Raw genomic sequence first — 20,811 nt, 5'->3', positions numbered from 1 at the left:
CGCATACCCGAGCACCCGAAAGGCATCCCGGTGGACACGGTGGAGACCCCCCTCACGATCCCGGCGCTCGCCGACGCCGAGGAGCTGACCTGCGACGTCCTCGTCATCGGCGGGGGCACCGCCGGCACCATGGCGGCCCTGACCGCCGCCGAGCACGGCGCGGACGTCCTGCTCCTGGAGAAGGCGCACGTCCGCCACTCCGGCGCCCTCGCCATGGGCATGGACGGCGTCAACAACGCCGTCATCCCGGGCCGTGCCGAGCCGGACGACTACGTCGCCGAGATCACCCGCGCCAACGACGGCATCGTCGACCAGTCCACCGTCCGCCAGACCGCCACCCGCGGCTTCGACATGGTGCGGCGGCTGGAGTCGTACGGGGTGAAGTTCGAGAAGGACGAGCACAACGAGTACGCGGTCCGCCAGGTGCACCGCTCGGGTTCCTACGTGCTGCCGATGCCGGAGGGCAAGGACGTCAAGAAGGTCCTCTACCGGCAGCTGCGGCGGCGCGAGATGCGCGAGAGGATCCGCATAGAGAACCGGGTGATGCCCGTGCGTGTGCTGACGGCCGGCGAGGGCGAGGCCCGGCGTGCGGTGGGAGCCGTCGGCTTCAACACCCGTACCGGCGCGTTCGTCACCGTGCGCGCCGGAGCCGTGATCCTCGCGACCGGCGCCTGCGGCCGCCTCGGCCTGCCCGCCTCCGGCTACCTCTACGGCACCTACGAGAACCCCACCAACGCGGGCGACGGCTACGCCATGGCCTACCACGCGGGCGCCGAACTGACCGGCATCGAGTGCTTCCAGATCAACCCGCTGATCAAGGACTACAACGGCCCCGCCTGCGCATACGTCGCCAACCCCTTCGGCGGCTACCAGGTCAACCGGCACGGCGAACGCTTCGTCGACTCCGACTACTGGTCCGGCCAGATGATGGCCGAGTTCGCCGCCGAGATCGCCTCCGACCGCGCCCCCGTCTATCTGAAGCTGAGCCACCTCCCGGAGGAGTCCGTCTCCGCCCTGGAGTCGATCCTGCACACCACGGAACGCCCCACGCGCGGGACCTTCCACGCCGGCCGTGGCCACGACTACCGCACCCACGACATCGAGATGCACATCTCGGAGATCGGCCTGTGCGGCGGCCACTCCGCCTCGGGCGTACGCGTCGACGACCAGGCCCGCACGACCGTCCCCCGCCTGTACGCGGCCGGCGACCTCGCCTGCGTCCCGCACAACTACATGATCGGCGCCTTCGTCTTCGGCGACCTCGCGGGCGCGGACGCCTCCCGGTACACCCCGTACGAGGGCGAGCTGCCCCCCGACCAGCTCCGCGAGGCGCACGACCTGATCTACCGTCCGCTGCGCAACCCGGACGGTCCCCCGCAGCCCCAGGTCGAGTACAAGCTCCGCCGCTTCGTCAACGACTACGTGGCGCCCCCGAAGTCCGGCTCCCGGCTCTCCCTCGCCCTCGACGCGTTCGAGCGGATGCGCGGCGACATCGCCGAGATGGGCGCCCGTACCCCGCACGAACTCATGCGCTGCGCCGAGGTCTCCTTCATCCGCGACTGCGCCGAGATGGCCGCCCGCGCCTCCCTCGCCCGTACCGAGTCCCGCTGGGGCCTCTACCACGACCGCCTCGACCACCCCCACCGCGACGACACCTCCTGGTTCCACCACCTCGACCTGCGCAAGTCCCCGTCCGGCGCCATGGAGTTCACCGCCCGACCCGTCGCCCCCTATCTCGTCCCCGTCGAGGAGTTCACCCCGGTCGGCGGCCCCTCCCGCCACCTCGGCGAGATCCACGCGGAGAACGTGGCGACGGCGGGGTCCCGAGAGGTGGCCCCGGTGGCTGCGGGGGTTCCGGGGGCGGCCGGTGCCACGGGGGCCGCGGGGGCGGCGGGTGCCGCAGGGGCCGTCTCGGAGAGCGGGGCGAGTGCCGGGTCGGAGGAGGGCGCCTTCCCTCCCTCCTCCCACCCCACCCCCCAGACCTCCTCCACCCGCCTCCTCGAACTGGTCGCCCTCGCCGAGGAGCAGCCCGAACTCACCGCGCTGCAGCCCTACCTGGCCGACCCGGCGCCCGCCGTCCGCCGTGAAGCGGTCGCCGTCCTCACCGAGACACTCCCGCCCGGCACCGGTTCCGCGCTCGCCGAGGCACTCCGCGACTCCGCCGCCGAGGTCCGCGCCGCCGCCGCGGCCTCGCTCCGGGAACTCGTCGAGACACTCCCGCCCGAGCCCGCCCTCCGTGACGGCCTCGCCGCCGCGCTGGCCGAGCCCGACCCGGTCGTCCGCGCCGCCGCTCTGGACGTGCTCCGCGCCCTGAGCCTCGGCGACACCGCCTTGTACGCGGCCTCCCTGACGGACTCCGACATCGCCGTCCGCATCGAGGCCGTACGCGCCCTCGTCTCGGTCGACGCCGCCACCGAACTGGCCGGGGCCGCGACCACCGACCCCTCCCGCGAGGTCCGCGTCACGATCGCCAAGGCTCTGGCCACGGTCGCGGCGGACACCTCACACCCCCTGCCCCCGACCGTTCTCCCCGCCCTCACGGCCCTGACCTCCGACCCCGACCCCTTGGTCCGCGCCGCCGCCTACGCCGCCCTGGGCACCGTCGGCTGCCCCCCTCCGCTCGCCGCCCGCGCGGTGACCGCCCTCACCGACCCCACCTGGCAGGTCCGCGCCGGCGCCGCCACGGCCCTGTCCACCGCGCCCTCCCCCGTGGCCGTGCCGGCCCTGACCGCCACCCTCACCGACCCCAACGCCGACGTCCGCAAGGCCACGGTCCTCTCCCTCACCCACCACACCGCCGCCGAGGAGGCCCGCACAGCCCTCACCACAGCCACCAAGGACTCCGATGCCGATGTGAGGGCGTACGCGTCCCGCGCGCTGTGACTTCACCCAGAGTTCCTTTCGCGTCACACATCGTGCGGCGGCCCGGGGTGAGCCCAACTACGCGCCCCGTCAACATGGTTGACGGGGCGTAAGACATGACGGACCCGCCGACGGCCGGGAAGCACGCAAGAGCTCCCCTTATTGATTAGTCGATAATCAATTCCCCGAGCGGCGCCCGGGACGTGCGCGCCGGACTTTCGCACGGCCAATACACGCGCACACAACCACCCGCATGCCGGATATTCACCACGGAGCCATGAGGAACACCCCGCATCACCACACCGCCGGAACCTGCAAGAATGATTAAGCGGCGCAGTTTTGCGCACTTTATCGCACGCTTTCCCGTTGGTTGAAAGCTTGATGGCCTGCCCTGCCGCGCACGCCCACCATGGATTGTCCGGTCAAACAGCGCCCCAGAGGCACTCCCTGCTCACTTTTCTCGCGCCCGCACGAAAGATGAACGCCGTCAAACGGTCCCACAAAAGGGGCGCAGCGCGGAAACGTACACGAAACGGCCACCGGTACGGCACGTCTCGTCTCCGGCATCGGGGCCGCCACATCAAGCCCTCGAACCCCTCGCCGTAGGGAGAAGCGGACGGGACATCCCTTGCCGCAGTTACCTTTTCGCAGCTCATGGTGTTTACTGGCAGCAGGTCTGAGCCTTGGTGGGTCCAGGCCCTTTCATTGGAGGCCTCGGGGGTGGTTCCCCGGGGCCTCCGTGCTTTTGCCGCGCCCCTCTCCACACCTCACCCCACCGGTGCACAACGCAATTACCCGCGCCCTCGCACCGGACTTTCCGATGCCACACGGTCAACTTGGCGTAAAGAAAAGAATACTGACCGTGACAGCAGTCGGTTGCGCGAACCCAGAGCAAACCCCCACCGTGAGGGTTTCGCTTTCTCCTCGGACGGATACCGCGAGCCGCGCTGAATTCCGCACTCCCGCGCATGTGCGACTGGCGATTTCCTCTCACAGAGAGGTAGCGTTGTCGGCCTGACGTCTTCGTGTCGCAACCGGACCTAAACCAGTCGGTGATCATGCGATGGAGAGGGCGCTGGACCCACCAACCCGGGTGTGCCTGTCGTCGGCAGGCGCACCCGGACCTCCTTCGTCCCCCCTCGGGAAGGACTCAGACCCTGATGCAGACCGCCGTCTCCGATGGCGTCGGCATACCGCGCAGGCCCATGCCCATGGGCGTCGGCGTCCGCCGACTGACAGACCGTCACCGTCACGCGCTGTTGCCCTCGTACGCCTCCGTACCGTCCGGCACCACGTCCGGGACGGAGGGTTGACCGTTGCCTCCCAAGGTCGACACATTCCGCACCGTCGATGTCCTCAACGGCCGCCAGAGGATGCCCGACGGCAGCTTTCTGGACCTCCTCCCCGCCGACATCTGGCAGCTGTTCGTGCGGGCCTGGGGCCTGGACGCACGCGTCCATGAACGAGGCGAGAAGCTGGCCCTCGGACCGGGCGACCAGCATGTGTACATCGTCCTCGGCGGCTGCGTCCTCCAGGAACGCCGTCCGCTCGGCACCCGGATCGCCCGATTCCGCGGCGTGGGCCAATTCCTGGGCGAGGCCAAGCTCATCGAACCCGAAGCCTCGGTCGAAACCGTCTGCCTCACCACGACCTGGGTCATGCCCTGCCCCGTACGACGCATGAACGTCCTGCTGAACCAGCAGCCCGACGCTCAACTCGCCCTGCTGCGCAGCCTGGAGCACCGTCATCGCAGCGACGAGATGGTCTACGGCACCGCCACCCGTACACCGCTGCAGCGCGTCGGGGGCCTCTTGCTGCACCTCGCCGCCGTCGCCGGCACCGGGAGCGGCGTCGAGCCCGGCCACCACACCATTCTCGGACCGACCCAACGGGACATCGCCGACGCCCTGTTGATGGGGATGTCCACGGTGGAGAACGTCCTCCGTCTCCTCCGCGACACCCACCGCGTGATCACCAGCAAGTACCGGCAGTTCGTGGTGACCGACCTCCCCGCACTGCGCGCCCTCGTCACCAGCGCCTAGCCGTACCCGCACTCCGCCGCGCGTCCGTCGGCTCCCGCCCCCACCCACGACAGATTCCTGCGGCGTCGCAGGGACCCATGAGGGTCACACGCGCCCGCGCCCGAACGGATCGGACCTCGATGAACCTCAGCTCGACCGCCCTGGCGATCGGAACCAGTGCGGGCTCCCTGTTGGTGGCAGCCCTGGTCGGGGCACTCACGCTCACCATCGGCCACCTCGGAGTCCGCCACCACGCGCTGGTCTTCGCGTGGATGAAGCAGACCCGCGCCGACGACGAGACCGCCAAGGACCTCGACGACGCCCTCAGCTACGTCAAGGAGACCTTCGAGGCGCTGTGCGAGCTCGCCCAGAAGCCCTGCCAGGCCGCCGAACTCGCCCCGCTGAAACGGCTGCGCCACCTCATCAGGGCCTCAGCCGACCAACTGGACGTCCTCCACCCCGAACTCCATGCCGTCGTCGAGCACCTCGACACCTACCTCGCCACCGCCCTCCCCGAACCGAGCGTCACGGCACGGGTGCCGTACGCGCAGCACCTCAGCCAGTTGGAAGGCGCCATGCGGCAGGAGCACGCCCGCATCGAACTCGAACGTGCCGTGAACAGGGCGCAGCAACGCATCCGGTCGCTGCGGCGGACCTGACTGAGGGCTCGGCGGCTCGGCCGACAGCCTTCTCGGAGCGTCACGCCCAGGGGTCCGGCTCGGGCTCCGGCTCGTCGTCGGGCCAGTCCAGGCCACCGTCCGTGTCCGTGTCCCCATGCCCGGCGCCCGCCCCGTGCGCCGGGGCACTCTCCCCTTCGGAAGCGGGAGCCGCCCCGGCCGCCCCGGCCAGCGAACCCAGCACCCCCAGCACCCCCTCCCCGTACGTGGCCAGCTTCTTCTCACCGATCCCGCTGATCGTGCCGAGTTCGGCGACGGACGTGGGGGCCGTGGCCGCGATCTCGCGGAGGGTGGCGTCGTGGAAGATGACGTACGCCGGGACGCCCTGTTCGCGGGCCTGGTCGGCGCGCCAGGCGCGCAGGGCCTCGAAGACGGGGAGCAGCTCGTCGGGGAGTTCCACCGCCGCCTTCGGCTTGCGGTCGCCCCGGCCCGAGCCGGAGGTGCCCGAGCCGGAGGACGCCGACCGCGTGGTCACCGGCTTCTTCGGTTCCTTGCGCAGCGGCACGTCCCGCTCCCGCCGCAGCACCGCCCCGCTCTCCTCGGTGAGCACGAGCGTGCCGTACTCGCCCTCGACCGCGAGGATCCCCTCCGCGAGCAGCTGCCGGACGACGCCCCGCCATTCGCCCTCGGACAGTTCCTCGCCGATGCCGAAGACGGAGAGCTGGTCGTGGTCGAACTGGATGACCTTCGCGGTCCGCCGCCCCAGCAGGATGTCGACGATCTGCACGGCGCCGAACTTCTGCCCGCGCTCCCGCTGCAGCCGCACCACCGTGGAGAGCACCTTCTGCGCGGCGACCGTGCCGTCCCAGGTCTCCGGCGGTACGAGGCAGGTGTCGCAGTTGCCGCAGCCTTCGGCCTGCGGTTCCTGGCCGAAGTACTGCAGGAGCTGGCCCCGGCGGCACTGGGCGGTCTCGCAGAGCCCCAGCATCGCGTCCAGGTGGCCGGCGGCCCGGCGACGGAACGCCTCGTCGCCCTCGCTGCTCTGGATCATCTTCCGCTGCTGTATGACGTCGTTGAGGCCGTACGCCATCCATGCCGTGGACGGCAGTCCGTCGCGGCCGGCGCGGCCGGTCTCCTGGTAGTAGCCCTCCACCGACTTCGGCAGGTCCAGGTGGGCGACGAACCGGACGTCGGGCTTGTCGATGCCCATGCCGAAGGCGATCGTGGCGACGACCACGAGCCCTTCCTCGCGCAGGAACCGCGACTGGTGAGCGGCGCGGGTGCCGGCGTCGAGGCCGGCGTGGTACGGCACCGCCTCGACGCCGTTCTTGCTCAGGAACTCCGCCGTGCGCTCCACCGAGTTCCTGGACAGGCAGTAGACGATGCCCGCGTCACCCGGGTGTTCCTGGCGCAGGAAGGACAGGAGCTGCTTCTTCGGGTCGGCCTTGGGCACGATCCGGTACTGGATGTTGGGCCGGTCGAAGCTGGCCTCGAAGTGGCGGGCCCCGGGCATGGCCAGCCGCTCGGTGATCTCGCGGTGCGTCGCGCGGGTGGCGGTGGCGGTGAGCGCGATACGCGGCACGTCCGGCCAGCGCTCGCCCAGCAGGGAGAGGGACAGGTAGTCGGGACGGAAGTCGTGGCCCCACTGGGAGACGCAGTGCGCCTCGTCGATCGCGAACACCGCGACCTTGCCGCGCCCCAGCAGGTCGAGGGTGACGTCGAGCCGCAGCCGTTCCGGCGCGAGGTACAGCAGGTCCAGCTCTCCCGCGAGGAACTCGGCCTCCACCAGGCGCCGCTCGTCGAAGTCCTGTGTGGAGTTGATGAACCCGGCACGGACGCCCAGCGCCCGCAGTGCGTCCACCTGGTCCTGCATCAGTGCGATCAGCGGGGAGACCACGATGCCCGTACCGGGTCTGACCAGGGACGGGATCTGGTAGCAGAGGGACTTGCCGCCGCCGGTCGGCATGAGCACGACGGCGTCGCCGCCCGCGATCACATGCTCGATGACCGCTGCCTGCTCGCCCCGGAAGGCGTCGTACCCGAAGACCCGGTGGAGTACGGCCAGCGCCTCGCTGTCCGTCTCGGTGGTCCTGCCTTCGTCCGCCATCACACTCGTCCCGCCCGTCCCGATCATCGCCCGTCCCCGCGCCTTGCGTCCGCGCCCTTGCGTCTCTGCGCGTTTGCGTCCTTGCGCCTCTGCGCCCTGCGTCCCGCGCCTTCGCGCCCGGGCCGTCCGTGCTTCCTCCAGCCCCTGCCACCATAGGCGCCCGCACCGACAGCCTCAGAGTTATCCACAGGCTCCACCCGTGCGGGGCGTTCCGGCCCGGTACGGACGGCGGGACCCGGCCCCCGAAGGAGCCGGGTCCCGCCACGTCCGAACAGCCCGAGCGGAGCGCTACCGCACGAACACCCCCGCCTGTCCCGCGAGGTCCAGGAAGTACTGCGGGGCGATGCCGAGCACCAGCGTGACGGCGACACCGACCGCGATCGCGGTCATGGTCAGCGGCGACGGCACGGCGACGGTCGGCCCCTCGGGGCGCGGCTCGCTGAAGAACATGAGCACGATGACGCGGATGTAGAAGAACGCGGCGATGGCCGAGGAGATCACACCGACCACGACGATCGCGCCCGCGCCGCCCTCCGCCGCCGCCTTGAACACGGCGAACTTGCCCGCGAACCCGGAGGTCAGCGGGATGCCCGCGAAGGCGAGCAGGAAGACCGCGAACACGGCCGCCACCAGGGGAGATCTGCGGCCGAGCCCGGCCCACTTGGACAGGTGGGTCGCCTCGCCGCCCGCGTCCCGCACCAGGGTCACCACGGCGAACGCGCCGATCGTCACGAACGAGTAGGCGCCGAGGTAGAACAGCACGGACGAGACGCCGTCGGGCGAGGCCGCGATGACACCGGCGAGGATGAACCCGGCGTGGGCGATCGAGGAGTAGGCGAGCAGTCGCTTGATGTCGGTCTGGGTGATGGCGACGATCGCGCCGCCCAGCATGGTGACGACGGCGACGGCCCACATGACCGGCCGCCAGTCCCAGCGCAGGCCCGGCAGGACGACGTACAGGAGCCGGAGCAGCGCGCCGAAGGCGGCCACCTTGGTCGCCGCGGCCATGAAGCCGGTGACCGGTGTGGGCGCGCCCTGGTACACGTCGGGCGTCCACATGTGGAACGGCACCGCGCCGACCTTGAACAGCAGGCCCATGACGATCATGGCGGCGCCGATGAGCAGGAGCGCGTCGTTGCCCATGGTGTCGGCGAGGGCGGGGTTGATGTCGCCGATGGTGCCGTCGACGACCTGGGCGATCGTGGCGTACTTCACCGAGCCCGCGTAGCCGTACAGCAGGGCGATGCCGAAGAGGGTGAAGGCGGAGGCGAAGGCGCCGAGCAGGAAGTACTTGACCGCGGCCTCCTGCGACATGAGCCGCTTGCGGCGGGCCACGGCGCACAGCAGGTACAGCGGGAGGGAGAAGACCTCCAGGGCGATGAACAGGGTCAGCAGGTCGTTGGCCGCCGGGAAGATCAGCATGCCGCCGATCGCGAACAGCAGCAGCGGGAACACCTCGGTGGTGGTGAACCCGGCCTTGACGGCCGCCTTCTCGCTGTCGCTGCCGGGTACGGAGGCGGCCTGCGCGGCGAAGGAGTCGACCTTGTTGCCGTGCGTCTCGGGGTCGAGGCGCCGTTCGGCGAAGGTGAAGACGCCGAGGATGCCGGCCAGCAGGATCGTGCCCTGGAGGAACAGGGCCGGTCCGTCCACGGCGATGGCGCCCATGGCGGCGATACCGGCCTTGGTGGTGCCGTAGCCGCGGGCCGCGAGGGCGACGACCGCGGCGAAGGACGCGGCGAGGGCGACGACGGACAGGAACACCTGCGCGTGGTAGCGGAACTTGCGGGGGACGAAGGCCTCGATCAGCACCCCGAGGATCGCCGCTGCGATGACGATCAGGGTGGGCGACAGCTGCCCGTATTCGATCTTCGGCGCGTCGATCTTCGTGATCGGGTCGGCCGCGGTTGTCCACAGGCCGTGGACGGCTGATGCGCTCACTTGGCCGCCTCCACCTCGGGCTGGGGGTCCTTCTTCTGGACGTCGGACATGGTGTGCTCCACCGCCGGGTTGACGATGTCGGTGAGCGGCTTCGGGTAGACGCCGAGGAAGAGCAGCAGGACGATCAGCGGGGTGACCACCACGAGCTCCCGCACTCTCAGGTCGGGCATCCCCTCGACCTCGGCCTTCACCGGGCCGGTCATCGTCCGCTGGTAGAGGACGAGGACGTAGAGCGCGGCCAGGACGATGCCGACGGTGGCGATGATCCCGATCACCGGGTAGCGCGCGAAGGTGCCGACCAGGACCAGGAACTCGCTGACGAACGGGGCGAGTCCGGGCAGCGACAGGGTCGCGAGGCCGCCGATCAGGAAGGTGCCGGCGAGCACCGGGGCGACCTTCTGCACGCCGCCGTAGTCGGCGATGAGCCGGGACCCGCGCCGGGAGATCAGGAAGCCCGCCACCAGCATGAGCGCGGCGGTCGAGATGCCGTGGTTGACCATGTAGAGCGTCGCGCCCGACTGGCCCTGGCTGGTCATCGCGAAGATGCCCAGGATGATGAACCCGAAGTGCGAGATCGACGCGTACGCCACCAGCCGCTTGATGTCCCGCTGGCCGACCGCGAGCAGCGCCCCGTAGATGATGCTGATCAGCGCGAGGACGAGGATCGCGGGCGTCGCCCACTCGCTGGCCTCGGGGAACAGCCCGAGGCAGAAGCGGAGCATCGCGAAGGTGCCGACCTTGTCGACGACCGCCGTGATGAGGACGGCGACCGGGGCGGTGGACTCCTGCATGGCGTTGGGCAGCCAGGTGTGCAGCGGCCACAGCGGGGCCTTCACCGCGAAGGCGAAGAAGAAGCCGAGGAACAGCCACCGCTCGGTGTTGGTGGCCATCTCCAGCGTGCCGTTGGCGCGGGCCTCGGCGATCTCCGGGAGCGAGAAGTTCCCGGCGACCACGTACAGGCCGATCACCGCGGCCAGCATGATCAGGCCGCCGACCAGGTTGTAGAGGAGGAACTTCACGGCGGCGTACGAGCGCTGCGTGGACGCCGCCTCCTCGCCGTGCTCGTGGGCACGGTCCCCGAAGCCGCCGATGAGGAAGTACATCGGGATGAGCATGGCTTCGAAGAAGATGTAGAAGAGGAAGACGTCGGTGGCCTCGAAGGAGATGATCACCATCGCCTCGACGGCCAGGATCAGGGCGAAGAATCCCTGGGTGGGCCGCCACCGCTTGCTGCCGGTCTCCAGCGGGTCGGCGTCGTGCCAGCCCGCGAGGATGATGAACGGGATCAGCAGGGCGGTGAGCGCGATCAGCGCCACCGCGATGCCGTCCACGCCCAGTTCGTAGCGCACCCCGAAGTCCGCGATCCAGGCGTGGGACTCGGTGAGCTGGTAGCGGTCGCCGTCCGGGTCGAAGCGGAACAGGACGATCGCGGCGAGCACGAGCGTGGCCAGCGAGACGGTCAGCGCCAGCAGTTTCGCGGCGTTGCGCCGCTGGGCCGGTACGGCGGCCGTGGCGATCGCCCCGAGGGCCGGGAGCGCCGCCGTCGCTGTCAGCAGAGGAAAGGACATCGGTATCAGACCGCCCTCATCAGCAGGGTCGCGGCGATGAGGATCGCAGCACCGCCGAACATCGAGACCGCGTACGACCGGGCATAGCCGTTCTGGATCCGGCGCAGCCGCCCGGAGAGGCCGCCCATCGAGGCCGCCGTGCCGTTGACGACACCGTCGACCAGGGTGTGGTCGACGTAGACGAGGGAGCGCGTGAGGTGCTCTCCGCCGCGGACGAGGACGACGTGGTTGAAGTCGTCCTGGTAGAGGTCGCGCCGGGCGGCCCGGGTGAGCAGCGATCCGCGCGGGGCGACGACGGGGACGGGCCTGCGCCCGTACTGGAGCCAGGCGAGGCCGACGCCGATGATCATCACGGCGACCGTGGCCGTGGTGACCGCGGCGGCGCCGATCGGCGGGTTTCCGTGCTTGTGGCCGGTGACGGGCTCCAGCCAGTTCACGAACCGGTCGCCGATGCTGAAGTACGCGCCGCCGAAGACCGATCCGACGGCCAGGACGATCATGGGGATCGTCATGACCCTGGGCGACTCGTGCGGGTGCGGCTCGTGGCCGTGCTCGTCGGGCTGCCAGCGCTTCTCGCCGAAGAAGGTCATCAGCATCACGCGCGTCATGTAGAACGCGGTGATGGCAGCGCCGAGCAGGGCCACGCCGCCGAGGATCCAGCCCTCGGTGCCGCCCTTGGCGAACGCCGCCTCGATGATCTTGTCCTTGGAGAAGAAGCCGGACAGGCCGGGGAAGCCGATGATGGCGAGGTAGCCGAGGCCGAAGGTGACGAAGGTGACCGGCATGTACGTCCGCAGGCCGCCGTACTTGCGCATGTCGACCTCGTCGTTCATGCCGTGCATGACCGAGCCGGCGCCGAGGAAGAGGCCGGCCTTGAAGAAGCCGTGCGTCACCAGGTGCATGATCGCGAAGACGTAGCCGACGGGGCCGAGGCCCGCGGCGAGCACCATGTACCCGATCTGCGACATCGTCGAGCCGGCGAGGGCCTTCTTGATGTCGTCCTTCGCGCAACCGACGATCGCACCGAAGAGGAGCGTGACCGCGCCGACGACGGTGGTGACGAGCTGGGCGTCCGGGGCGCCGTCGAAGACGGCGGCGGAGCGGACGATCAGGTAGACGCCCGCGGTCACCATGGTCGCGGCGTGGATGAGGGCGGAGACCGGGGTCGGGCCCTCCATCGCGTCCCCGAGCCAGGACTGCAGCGGCACCTGGGCGGACTTGCCGCAGGCGGCCAGCAGCAGCATCAGCGCGATGGCGGTGAGCTTGCCCTCGCTCGTCTCACCGGTGGCCTCCAGGACCGGCCCGAAGGCGAAGGTCCCGAAGGTGGTGAACATCAGCATGATGGCGATGGACAGGCCCACGTCACCGACGCGGTTGACCAGGAACGCCTTCTTCGCGGCGGTGGCGGCGCTGGGCTTGTGCTGCCAGAAGCCGATCAGCAGGTACGAGGCGAGGCCGACGCCCTCCCAGCCGACGTAGAGCAGCAGGTAGTTGTCGGCGAGGACGAGCAGCAGCATCGCCGCGAGGAACAGGTTCAGATAGCCGAAGAAGCGGCGGCGGCGCTCGTCGTGCTCCATGTACCCGATGGAGTACACGTGGATGAGCGAGCCGACTCCGGTGATCAGCAGGACGAACGTCATCGACAGCTGGTCGAGCTGGAAGGCGACGTCCGCCTGGAAGCCCTCGACGGGGATCCAGCTGAACAGGTACTGGCCCATCTCGCGGTGTTCGGCGTCCTTGCCGAGCATGTCGGCGAAGAGGACGACGCCGATGACGAAGGAGGCGGCGGCCAGCGCCGTGCCGATCCAGTGGCCGACGGCGTCGAGCCGCCGGCCGCCGCACAGCAGGACCGCGGCTCCGAGCAGGGGCGCCGCGATCAGCAGCGCAATCAGGTTCTCCACGATTCTTCCGACCCCTTACAGCTTCATCAGGCTGGCGTCGTCGACCGAGGCCGAGTGGCGGGACCGGAACAGCGACACGATGATCGCGAGTCCGACCACGACCTCCGCGGCGGCGACGACCATCGTGAAGAAGGCGATGATCTGGCCGTCGAGATTGCCGTGCATCCGGGAGAAGGCGACCAGGGTGAGGTTGCAGGCGTTGAGCATCAGCTCCACGCACATGAACACCACGATCGCGTTCCGCCTGATCAGGACGCCGGTGGCGCCGATCGTGAAGAGCAGGGCGGCGAGATACAGGTAGTTGACGGGATTCACTTCGATGCCTCCCCGCTCTTGCCGCCGGTTCCGCCGGGGGTGCGCTCCAGGCGGTCCTCGGCGCGCTGTTCCAGGGCCTTGAGGTCGTTGAGCGCCTCGGTCGACACGTCACGGACCTGGCCCCGGTCCCGGAGGGTCTTGCTGACGGTCAGCTCGGACGGGGTGCCGTCGGGCAGCAGGCCCGGGATGTCGACCGCGTTGTGCCGGGCGTAGACGCCCGGGGCCGGCAGCGGCGGGAGGTGCTTGCCCTCGCGGACGCGCTCCTCGGCCAGTTCGCGCTGGGTCTTGGCGCGCTCGGTGCGCTCACGGTGGGTGAGGACCATGGCGCCCACGGCGGCCGTGATGAGGAGGGCGCCGGTGAGTTCGAAGGCGAACACGTAGTCGGTGAAGATCAGGGCCGCGAGGCCCTCCACGTTGCCGCCCGCGTTCGCCGTACCCAGGCCGTTGAACTCCGTCAGCGAGGCGTTGCCGATGCCCGCGGTCAGCAGGATGCCGAAGCCGGCGCCGCACAGGAGGGCCAGCCAGCGCTGGCCCTTGATGGTCTCCTTCAGGGAGTCCGCCGCGGTGACGCCTACGAGCATCACCACGAACAGGAACAGCATCATGATCGCGCCGGTGTAGACGACGATCTGCACGATGCCCAGGAAGTAGGCACCGTTGGCGAGGTAGAACACCGCCAGGATGATCATGGTGCCGGCGAGACAGAGCGCGCTGTGCACGGCCCTCTTCATGAAGACGGTGCACAGGGCGCCGATCACGGCGATCGTGCCGAGCACCCAGAACTGGAAGGCCTCACCGGTGGAGGTGGTGTAGGCGGCGAGTTGCGCGCTCATGCGTCCACCTCCTCGTCCTCTGGCTTCTCGCCCTTGGAAACGGCGACCTGGCGCACCGTGCCGGGCGCGGCCTCGGTGACCAGCCCTCGGTAGTAGTCCTGCTCGTCGGTGCCCGGGAAGATCGAGTGGGGCGAGTCGACCATGCCCTCCTCCAGCCCGGCGAGCAGCTGCTCCTTGGTGTAGATGAGGTTGGCGCGGCTGCTGTCCGCCAGCTCGAACTCGTTGGTCATCGTGAGCGCGCGCGTGGGGCACGCCTCGATGCACAGGCCGCACAGGATGCAGCGGGCGTAGTTGATCTGGTAGACGGCGCCGTACCGCTCGCCCGGGGAGTAGCGCTCCTCGTCCGTGTTGTCGGCGCCCTCCACGTAGATGGCGTCGGCGGGACACGCCCAGGCGCACAGCTCGCAGCCGACGCACTTCTCCAGGCCGTCCGGATGGCGGTTGAGCTGGTGCCGGCCGTGGAACCGTGGGGCCGTGGTCTTCTGCTGCTCGGGATACTGCTCGGTCAGCCGCTTCTTGAACATGGCCTTGAAGGTCACGCCGAAGCCGGCGACGGGGTTCTGGAAACCGGGCTTGGTCTCCTTCGGCTCCTCAGCCATCGGACGCCTCCTTCCCATTCGAAGATCCGTCACTGTCAGTATCGGACCCGCCACTGACAACGAGCTCCCGCTCCCGTCGCGGACGCCTGCGCGGCACCGGCGGGAGGGTCTGTCCGGGCAGGGGCGGTACGGGGAACCCGCCGGCCATCGGGTCGAAGCCGACCGGTTCGGCGGGCTGGTCCTGGGCCTCGCGCCGGTCGCGGAACATGTCGGCGACGACGGAGAGCAGGAACAGCACGATGACGGCGCCTGCGACGTACAGGGCGATCTCGGCGAAGTCGTAGTTCTCGTTGCGCAGGGTCCGTACGGTCGCGACGAGCATCAGCCAGACCACGGAGACCGGCAGCAGGACCTTCCAGCCGAGCTTCATCAGCTGGTCGTAGCGGACGCGCGGGAGGGTGCCGCGCAGCCAGATGAAGAAGAACAGCAGCAGCTGCACCTTCACCACGAACCAGAGCATCGGCCACCAGCCGTGGTTGGCGCCCTCCCAGAAGGTGCTGACGGGCCAGGGGGCCCGCCAGCCGCCGAGGAAGAGCGTCACCGACACGGCGGAGACGGTGACCATGTTGACGTACTCGGCGAGCATGAACATCGCGAACTTGATCGACGAGTACTCGGTGTTGAAGCCGCCGACCAGGTCGCCCTCGGACTCCGGCATGTCGAACGGGGCCCGGTTGGTCTCACCGACCATGGTCACGATGTAGATCAGGAACGAGACCGGCAGCAGCACGATGTACCAGCGGTCCTGCTGCGCCTCCACGATCGCGGAGGTCGACATCGACCCCGAGTAGAGGAAGACGGAGGCGAACGCGGCGCCCATGGCGATCTCGTACGAGATCATCTGGGCGGCGGACCGCAGGCCGCCGAGCAGCGGGTAGGTGGAGCCGGAGCTCCAGCCCGCCAGCACGATGCCGTAGATGCCGACCGAGGCGACCGCGAGGACGTAGAGCATCGCGATCGGCAGGTCGGTGAGCTGCATCGTGGTGCGCTGGCCGAAGATCGAGACCTCGTTGCCGGCCGGGCCGAAGGGGATCACCGCGATCGCCATGAAGGCCGGGATGGCCGCGACGATCGGTGCGAGGACGTAGACGACCTTGTCCGCGCGCTTGACGATGACGTCTTCCTTCAGCATCAGCTTGATGCCGTCGGCGAGGGACTGGAGCATGCCCCAGGGGCCGTGCCGGTTGGGGCCGATGCGCAGCTGCATCCAGGCGACGACCTTGCGCTCCCACACGATGGAGAACAGCACGGTCACCATCAGGAAGGCGAAGCAGAACACCGCCTTGACGACGACCAGCCACCAGGGGTCGCGGCCGAACATCGAGAGGTCTTCCGCGGCGAGGTAGTACGCGCTCATGCCTCCACCTCCTCGGGGGCCTCGGCGGCGAGCGTCGCGGGGCCGATACGGACGAGTGCGCCGGGCAGCGCCCCGGTGTCGGAGGCGACGCCCGAGCCGGTGGAGTTCAGCGGCAGCCAGACGACGCGGTCGGGCATCTCGGTGATCTGCAGCGGCAGTTCGACGACCCCGGCGGGGCCGGTGACCGCGAGGACGTCGCCGTTCTTGACGCCCGCCTCGGCGGCCGTGGCGGCGGACACGCGCGCGTGGGCGGCGTGCCGTGTGCCGGCGAGGGCTTCGTCGCCGTCCTGGAGGCGGCCCTGGTCGAGCAGCAGCCGGTGTCCGGCGAGGACGGCCTCCCCGGCGGCCGGGCGCGGCAGTCCGGCCGCGACCTCCACCGGCTCGTTGGCCCGCGCGCCGTCCCAGCCGCCGAGGCGGTCCAGCTCCGCGCGCGTGGTGGTCAGATCCGGCAGTCCCAGGTGGACGTCCATGGCGTCGGCCAGCATCTGCAGGACCCGTCCGTCGGTGGGTGCCACCCGGCGGGTCATCTGGTCGGGCTTCAGCGCGGCCTCGAACATCCGGGCACGGCCCTCCCAGTTGAGGAAGGTGCCCGCCTTCTCGGCGACGGCGGCGACCGGAAGAACGACGTCCGCCCGGTCGGTGACCTCGCTGGGCCGCAGTTCCAGCGACACCAGGAAGCCCACCGCGGTGAGCGCCTCACGCGCGCGTGCCGGGTCGGGCAGATCGGCGACCTCGACACCCGCCACCACCAGGGCCCCGAGCTCTCCGGTGGCGGCGGCCTCGACGATCTGCCCGGTGTCCCGGCCGTAGCGCGTCGGGAGTTCGGCGACGCCCCAGGCGGCGGCGACCTCGGCGCGCGCGCGCGGGTCGGTCGCCGGACGTCCGCCCGGCAGCGCCGACGGCAGCGCGCCCGCCTCGACGGCGGCCCGCTCCCCGGCCCGGCGCGGGATCCACACCAGCTTCGCGCCGGTGAGGGACGCGGCCCGTACGGCGGCGGTGAGACCGCCGGCCACGGCCGCGAACCGCTCCCCGACGACGATCACCGCGCCCTCGGTGCGCAGCCCCTCGGCGGCCCGGGTGCCGTCCTCGTCCAGCCCGAAGCCGCTCGCGAGGGCGTCCAGCCATTCGGTCTCGGTGCCGGGCGCGGCCGGCAGCAGCGTGCCGCCGGCCTTCGCCAGGCCCGGCGTGGAGTGTGTGGCCAGCGAGAACACCCGCTGCTTGTGCTTGCGCCACGCCTTGCGCAGCCGGAGGAAGACGCCGGGCGCCTCCTCCTCGGCCTCGAAACCGACCAGCAGGACGGCGGGCGCCTTCTCCAGGGCGGCGTACGTGACGCCCGTACCGTCGAGGTCACGGCCGCGGCCTGCGACGCGGGCGGCCAGGAAGTCGGCCTCCTCGCCGCTGTGCACGCGCGCGCGGAAGTCGATGTCGTTGGTGTCGAGGGCCACGCGCGCGAACTTGCTGTACGCGTAGGCGTCCTCGACGGTGAGCCGGCCACCGGTCAGCACACCGGCCCGGCCGCGCGCGGCGAGGAGTCCGCGGGCGGCGGCCTCCAGGGCCTCCGGCCAGGACGCCGGTTCCAGGACGCCCTCGGCGTTGCGGACGAGGGGGGTGGTGAGCCGGTCCGGGCGCTGCGCGTAGCGGAACGCGAACCGTCCCTTGTCGCAGATCCACTCCTCGTTGACCTCGGGGTCGTTGGCGGCGAGGCGCCGCATGACCTTGCCGCGCCGGTGGTCGGTGCGGGTCGCGCAGCCGCCGGAGCAGTGCTCGCAGACCGACGGCGAGGAGACGAGGTCGAAGGGGCGGGAGCGGAATCGGTACGCCGCCGAGGTCAGCGCGCCGACGGGGCAGATCTGGATGGTGTTGCCGGAGAAGTACGACTCGAAGGGGTCGCCCTCTCCGGTGCCGACCTGCTGGAGCGCGCCCCGCTCGACCAGTTCGATCATCGGGTCGCCGGCTACCTGGTTGGAGAAGCGGGTGCAGCGGGCGCACAGCACGCACCGCTCACGGTCGAGCAGGACCTGGGTGGAGATGGGTACGGGCTTCTCGTAGGTGCGCTTCCTGCCCTCGAAGCGGGACTCGGAGTGGCCGTGCGACATGGCCTGGTTCTGCAGGGGGCACTCGCCGCCCTTGTCGCAGACCGGGCAGTCCAGCGGGTGGTTGATGAGCAGGAGCTCCATCACCCCCTTCTGGGCCTTCTCCGCGACCGGGGAGGTGAGGTGGGTCTTGACGACCATCCCGTCCGTACAGGTGATCGTGCAGGACGCCATGGGCTTGCGCTGGCCCTCGACCTCGACGATGCACTGGCGGCAGGCGCCGACCGGGTCGAGGAGGGGGTGGTCGCAGAAGCGGGGGATCTCGACGCCGAGTTGTTCGGCGGCCCGGATGACCAGGGTGCCCTTGGGCACGCTGATGTCGATGCCGTCGATGGTCAGCGAGACCAGGTCTTCCGGCGGGACCGCCGCCTCGCCGCCCCCGGAGGGAGCGCTCGTGGTCACGGTCATGCGTTCACCTCCGCGTGCTTGTCCTTGTCGGCCCAGACCGTCGACCTGGCCGGGTCGAACGGGCAGCCACGGCCCGTGATGTGGTCCTCGTACTCCGCGCGGAAGTACTTGAGGGAGGAGAAGATCGGCGAGGCGGCGCCGTCGCCGAGGGCGCAGAAGGACTTGCCGTTGATGTTGTCGGCGATGTCGTTCAGCTTGTCGAGGTCGCTCATGACGCCCTTGCCGGCCTCGATGTCACGCAGCAGCTGCACGAGCCAGTAGGTGCCTTCGCGGCAGGGGGTGCACTTGCCGCAGGACTCGTGGGCGTAGAACTCGGTCCAGCGGGTGACGGCCCGCACGACGCAGGTGGTCTCGTCGAAGCACTGCAGTGCCTTGGTGCCGAGCATGGAACCCGCGGCGCCCACGCCCTCGTAGTCGAGCGGGACGTCGAGGTGCTCGTCGGTGAACATGGGGGTGGAGGAGCCGCCCGGTGTCCAGAACTTGAGGCGGTGTCCGGGGCGCATTCCGCCGCTCATCTCCAGGAGCTGGCGCAGCGTGATGCCGAGCGGTGCCTCGTACTGGCCGGGGCTCGCGACGTGGCCGCTGAGCGAGTAGAGCGTGAAGCCGGGGGACTTCTCGCTGCCCATCGACCGGAACCATTCCTTGCCCTTGTGCATGATGGCGGGAACCGACGCGATGGACTCGACGTTGTTCACGACAGTGGGGCACGCGTAGAGGCCCTCGACGGCGGGGAAGGGAGGGCGCAGCCGCGGCTGGCCACGGCGGCCTTCGAGCGAGTCGAGCAGCGCGGTCTCCTCACCGCAGATGTACGCGCCGGCGCCCGCGTGCACGGTGATGTCGAGGTCGAGTCCGCTGCCCAGGATGTTCTCGCCGAGGAAGCCGGCCTCGTAGGCCTCACGGACGGCCTCGTGCAGCCGCCGCAGGACGGGGACGACCTCACCCCGCAGATAGATGAAGGCGTGCGAGGACCGGATGGCGTAGCACGCGATGATCATGCCTTCGACGAGGCTGTGCGGGTTCGCGAAGAGGAGCGGGATGTCCTTGCACGTTCCGGGCTCCGACTCGTCGGCGTTGACGACGAGATAGTGCGGCTTTCCATCTCCCTGGGGAATGAACTGCCACTTCATCCCGGTCGGGAATCCGGCGCCGCCCCGGCCGCGCAGCCCGGACTCCTTGACGTACGCGATGACGTCGTCCGGGGACATGGCCAGCGCCTTGCGCAGACCTTCGTATCCGTCGTGCCTCCGGTAGACGTCGAGCGTCCACGCCCTGTCCTCGTCCCAGAAGGCCGACAGCACGGGTGCGAGCAGCTTGTCCGGGCTGGTGCCTTTGATCTCGGGTGCCAACGTCATCACTCCCCCTCCTCGGCTGCCGGCCCGGCCGGGTGGGCGGGGTCCGAGGCCGACGTGTCCTGCGGCGCGTCGTGCGAACTGAGGTGCTCGGTGGGTGACGGCTCGTGCACCTTGTCGCGCGGCTCGTCGTGCGGACCGCCGTCCCGTGGGTGGACCACGCGCGCGGGTCCGGTCTCGCCCCTGGCCAGGCGGAGGCCGACCAGCGAGGCGGGGCCCGCGCCGCCGCTCGCCTCGACGGCCCCGGGCCGCTCGTCGGGGAAGCCGGCGAGGATCCGCGCGGTCTCCTTGAACGTGCACAGCGGCGCCCCGCGCGTGGGCTCGACCTCGGCCCCGTCGCGCAGGTCGTCGACGAGGCGCTTGGCGCTGTCGACGGTCTGGTTGTCGAAGAACTCCCAGTTGACCATCACGACCGGCGCGAAGTCGCAGGCCGCGTTGCACTCGATGTGCTCCAGGGTGACCTTGCCGTCGTCGGTGGTCTCGCCGTTGCCGACGCCCAGGTGGTCCTGGAGCGCCTCGAAGATCGCGTCGCCGCCCATCACCGCGCACAGGGTGTTGGTGCAGACGCCCACCTGGTAGTCGCCGGACGGCTTGCGCCGGTACATGGAGTAGAAGGTGGCGACGGCGGTGACCTCGGCCGTGGTCAGGCCGAGCACGTCCGCGCAGAACCGCACACCGGTGCGGGTGACATGCCCCTCCTCCGACTGCATGAGGTGCAGCAGCGGCAGGAGGGCGGACCGGGAGTCCGGGTAGCGGGCGACGATCTCGGCGGCGTCCCGCTCCAGCCGTGCTCGAACGTCGTCCGGGAAGTCGGGCGCGGGCAGTTGGGGCATGCCCAGGCTG

Annotated in this window: 14 protein-coding genes; 3 read left to right on the top strand and 11 right to left on the bottom strand. The window is 70.2% G+C overall.

The features are described from left to right. Nucleotides 1–30 precede the first annotated feature (30 nt). The 3 genes from ACZ6BB_RS36145 (at nt 31) to ACZ6BB_RS36135 (ending at nt 5,542) form a co-directional block, all read left to right on the top strand. Nucleotides 31–2,883, top strand: a complete 2,853-nt coding sequence (locus tag ACZ6BB_RS36145; RefSeq protein ID WP_471619360.1) for a fumarate reductase/succinate dehydrogenase flavoprotein subunit — start codon at nt 31–33, stop codon at nt 2,881–2,883. Between the two features lie 1,295 nt (nt 2,884–4,178). Then, nucleotides 4,179–4,904: a Crp/Fnr family transcriptional regulator gene (locus ACZ6BB_RS36140; protein WP_471619359.1), complete on the top strand. Its 726-nt coding sequence runs from the start codon at nt 4,179–4,181 to the stop codon at nt 4,902–4,904. A 119-nt stretch (nt 4,905–5,023) separates the two neighbouring features. After that, complete coding sequence (locus ACZ6BB_RS36135) at nt 5,024–5,542, top strand: hypothetical protein (RefSeq protein ID WP_471619358.1); 519 nt, start codon at nt 5,024–5,026, stop codon at nt 5,540–5,542. 40 nt (nt 5,543–5,582) lie between these two features. On the opposite strand, the gene recQ is transcribed toward ACZ6BB_RS36135, so the two are convergent. The 11 genes from recQ to nuoE form a co-directional block, all read right to left on the bottom strand. Next, nucleotides 5,583–7,634, bottom strand: coding sequence for a DNA helicase RecQ (recQ, locus tag ACZ6BB_RS36130; RefSeq protein ID WP_471619357.1), 2,052 nt, complete (start codon nt 7,632–7,634; stop codon nt 5,583–5,585). A 261-nt stretch (nt 7,635–7,895) separates the two neighbouring features. Further along, nucleotides 7,896–9,545 carry an NADH-quinone oxidoreductase subunit NuoN gene (nuoN, locus tag ACZ6BB_RS36125; RefSeq protein WP_471619356.1) on the bottom strand — a complete coding sequence of 550 codons (1,650 nt, stop codon included), beginning with the start codon at nt 9,543–9,545 and terminating at the stop codon, nt 7,896–7,898. Then, a complete protein-coding gene (locus tag ACZ6BB_RS36120; protein WP_471619355.1) occupies nt 9,542–11,113 on the bottom strand; it encodes an NADH-quinone oxidoreductase subunit M in 1,572 nt (523 codons plus the stop codon). Before ACZ6BB_RS36120 ends, nuoN begins: the two co-directional genes overlap by 4 nt. 5 nt (nt 11,114–11,118) lie before the next feature. Continuing rightward, nucleotides 11,119–13,014, bottom strand: a complete 1,896-nt coding sequence (nuoL, locus tag ACZ6BB_RS36115) for an NADH-quinone oxidoreductase subunit L (RefSeq protein ID WP_471619354.1) — start codon at nt 13,012–13,014, stop codon at nt 11,119–11,121. A 15-nt stretch (nt 13,015–13,029) separates the two neighbouring features. After that, complete coding sequence (nuoK, locus tag ACZ6BB_RS36110; RefSeq protein WP_005481399.1) at nt 13,030–13,329, bottom strand: NADH-quinone oxidoreductase subunit NuoK; 300 nt, start codon at nt 13,327–13,329, stop codon at nt 13,030–13,032. Then, nucleotides 13,326–14,162, bottom strand: coding sequence for an NADH-quinone oxidoreductase subunit J (locus ACZ6BB_RS36105; protein WP_471619353.1), 837 nt, complete (start codon nt 14,160–14,162; stop codon nt 13,326–13,328). The genes nuoK and ACZ6BB_RS36105 overlap by 4 nt, the downstream gene beginning before the upstream one ends. Then, nucleotides 14,159–14,761: an NADH-quinone oxidoreductase subunit NuoI gene (gene nuoI / locus ACZ6BB_RS36100; protein ID WP_471619352.1), complete on the bottom strand. Its 603-nt coding sequence runs from the start codon at nt 14,759–14,761 to the stop codon at nt 14,159–14,161. Before nuoI ends, ACZ6BB_RS36105 begins: the two co-directional genes overlap by 4 nt. Then, entirely contained in the window at nt 14,754–16,118 is a 1,365-nt protein-coding gene (gene nuoH, locus ACZ6BB_RS36095) for an NADH-quinone oxidoreductase subunit NuoH (RefSeq protein ID WP_471619351.1), read from the bottom strand. Before nuoH ends, nuoI begins: the two co-directional genes overlap by 8 nt. Then, nucleotides 16,115–18,619, bottom strand: coding sequence for an NADH-quinone oxidoreductase subunit G (locus tag ACZ6BB_RS36090; protein WP_471619350.1), 2,505 nt, complete (start codon nt 18,617–18,619; stop codon nt 16,115–16,117). Before ACZ6BB_RS36090 ends, nuoH begins: the two co-directional genes overlap by 4 nt. After that, nucleotides 18,616–19,971 carry an NADH-quinone oxidoreductase subunit NuoF gene (nuoF, locus tag ACZ6BB_RS36085; protein ID WP_471619349.1) on the bottom strand — a complete coding sequence of 452 codons (1,356 nt, stop codon included), beginning with the start codon at nt 19,969–19,971 and terminating at the stop codon, nt 18,616–18,618. Before nuoF ends, ACZ6BB_RS36090 begins: the two co-directional genes overlap by 4 nt. Beyond that, nucleotides 19,971–20,801 (bottom strand): NADH-quinone oxidoreductase subunit NuoE, encoded by an 831-nt coding sequence (gene nuoE / locus ACZ6BB_RS36080; protein ID WP_471619393.1) that lies wholly within the window; start codon nt 20,799–20,801, stop codon nt 19,971–19,973. The genes nuoF and nuoE overlap by 1 nt, the downstream gene beginning before the upstream one ends. Nucleotides 20,802–20,811 lie beyond the last annotated feature (10 nt).

The sequence above is a fragment of the Streptomyces sp. NPDC041108 genome (genome assembly GCF_055592645.1).
The sequence above is the reverse complement of the archived record's forward strand: the minus strand, read 5'-3'. Positions and strand labels throughout refer to the sequence as shown.

Bases quoted from the DNA above. Each gene is read 5' to 3' on its own strand.
- ACZ6BB_RS36135 (WP_471619358.1), top strand. From the start codon at position 5,024: ATGAACCTCAGCTCGACCGCCCTGGCGATCGGAACCAGTGCGGGCTCC.
- recQ (WP_471619357.1), bottom strand. From the start codon at position 7,634: ATGATCGGGACGGGCGGGACGAGTGTGATGGCGGACGAAGGCAGGACC.
- ACZ6BB_RS36120 (WP_471619355.1), bottom strand. From the start codon at position 11,113: ATGTCCTTTCCTCTGCTGACAGCGACGGCGGCGCTCCCGGCCCTCGGG.
- ACZ6BB_RS36105 (WP_471619353.1), bottom strand. From the start codon at position 14,162: ATGAGCGCGCAACTCGCCGCCTACACCACCTCCACCGGTGAGGCCTTC.
- nuoI (WP_471619352.1), bottom strand. From the start codon at position 14,761: ATGGCTGAGGAGCCGAAGGAGACCAAGCCCGGTTTCCAGAACCCCGTC.
- nuoH (WP_471619351.1), bottom strand. From the start codon at position 16,118: ATGAGCGCGTACTACCTCGCCGCGGAAGACCTCTCGATGTTCGGCCGC.
- ACZ6BB_RS36090 (WP_471619350.1), bottom strand. From the start codon at position 18,619: ATGACCGTGACCACGAGCGCTCCCTCCGGGGGCGGCGAGGCGGCGGTC.
- nuoF (WP_471619349.1), bottom strand. From the start codon at position 19,971: ATGACGTTGGCACCCGAGATCAAAGGCACCAGCCCGGACAAGCTGCTC.
- nuoE (WP_471619393.1), bottom strand. From the start codon at position 20,801: ATGCCCCAACTGCCCGCGCCCGACTTCCCGGACGACGTTCGAGCACGG.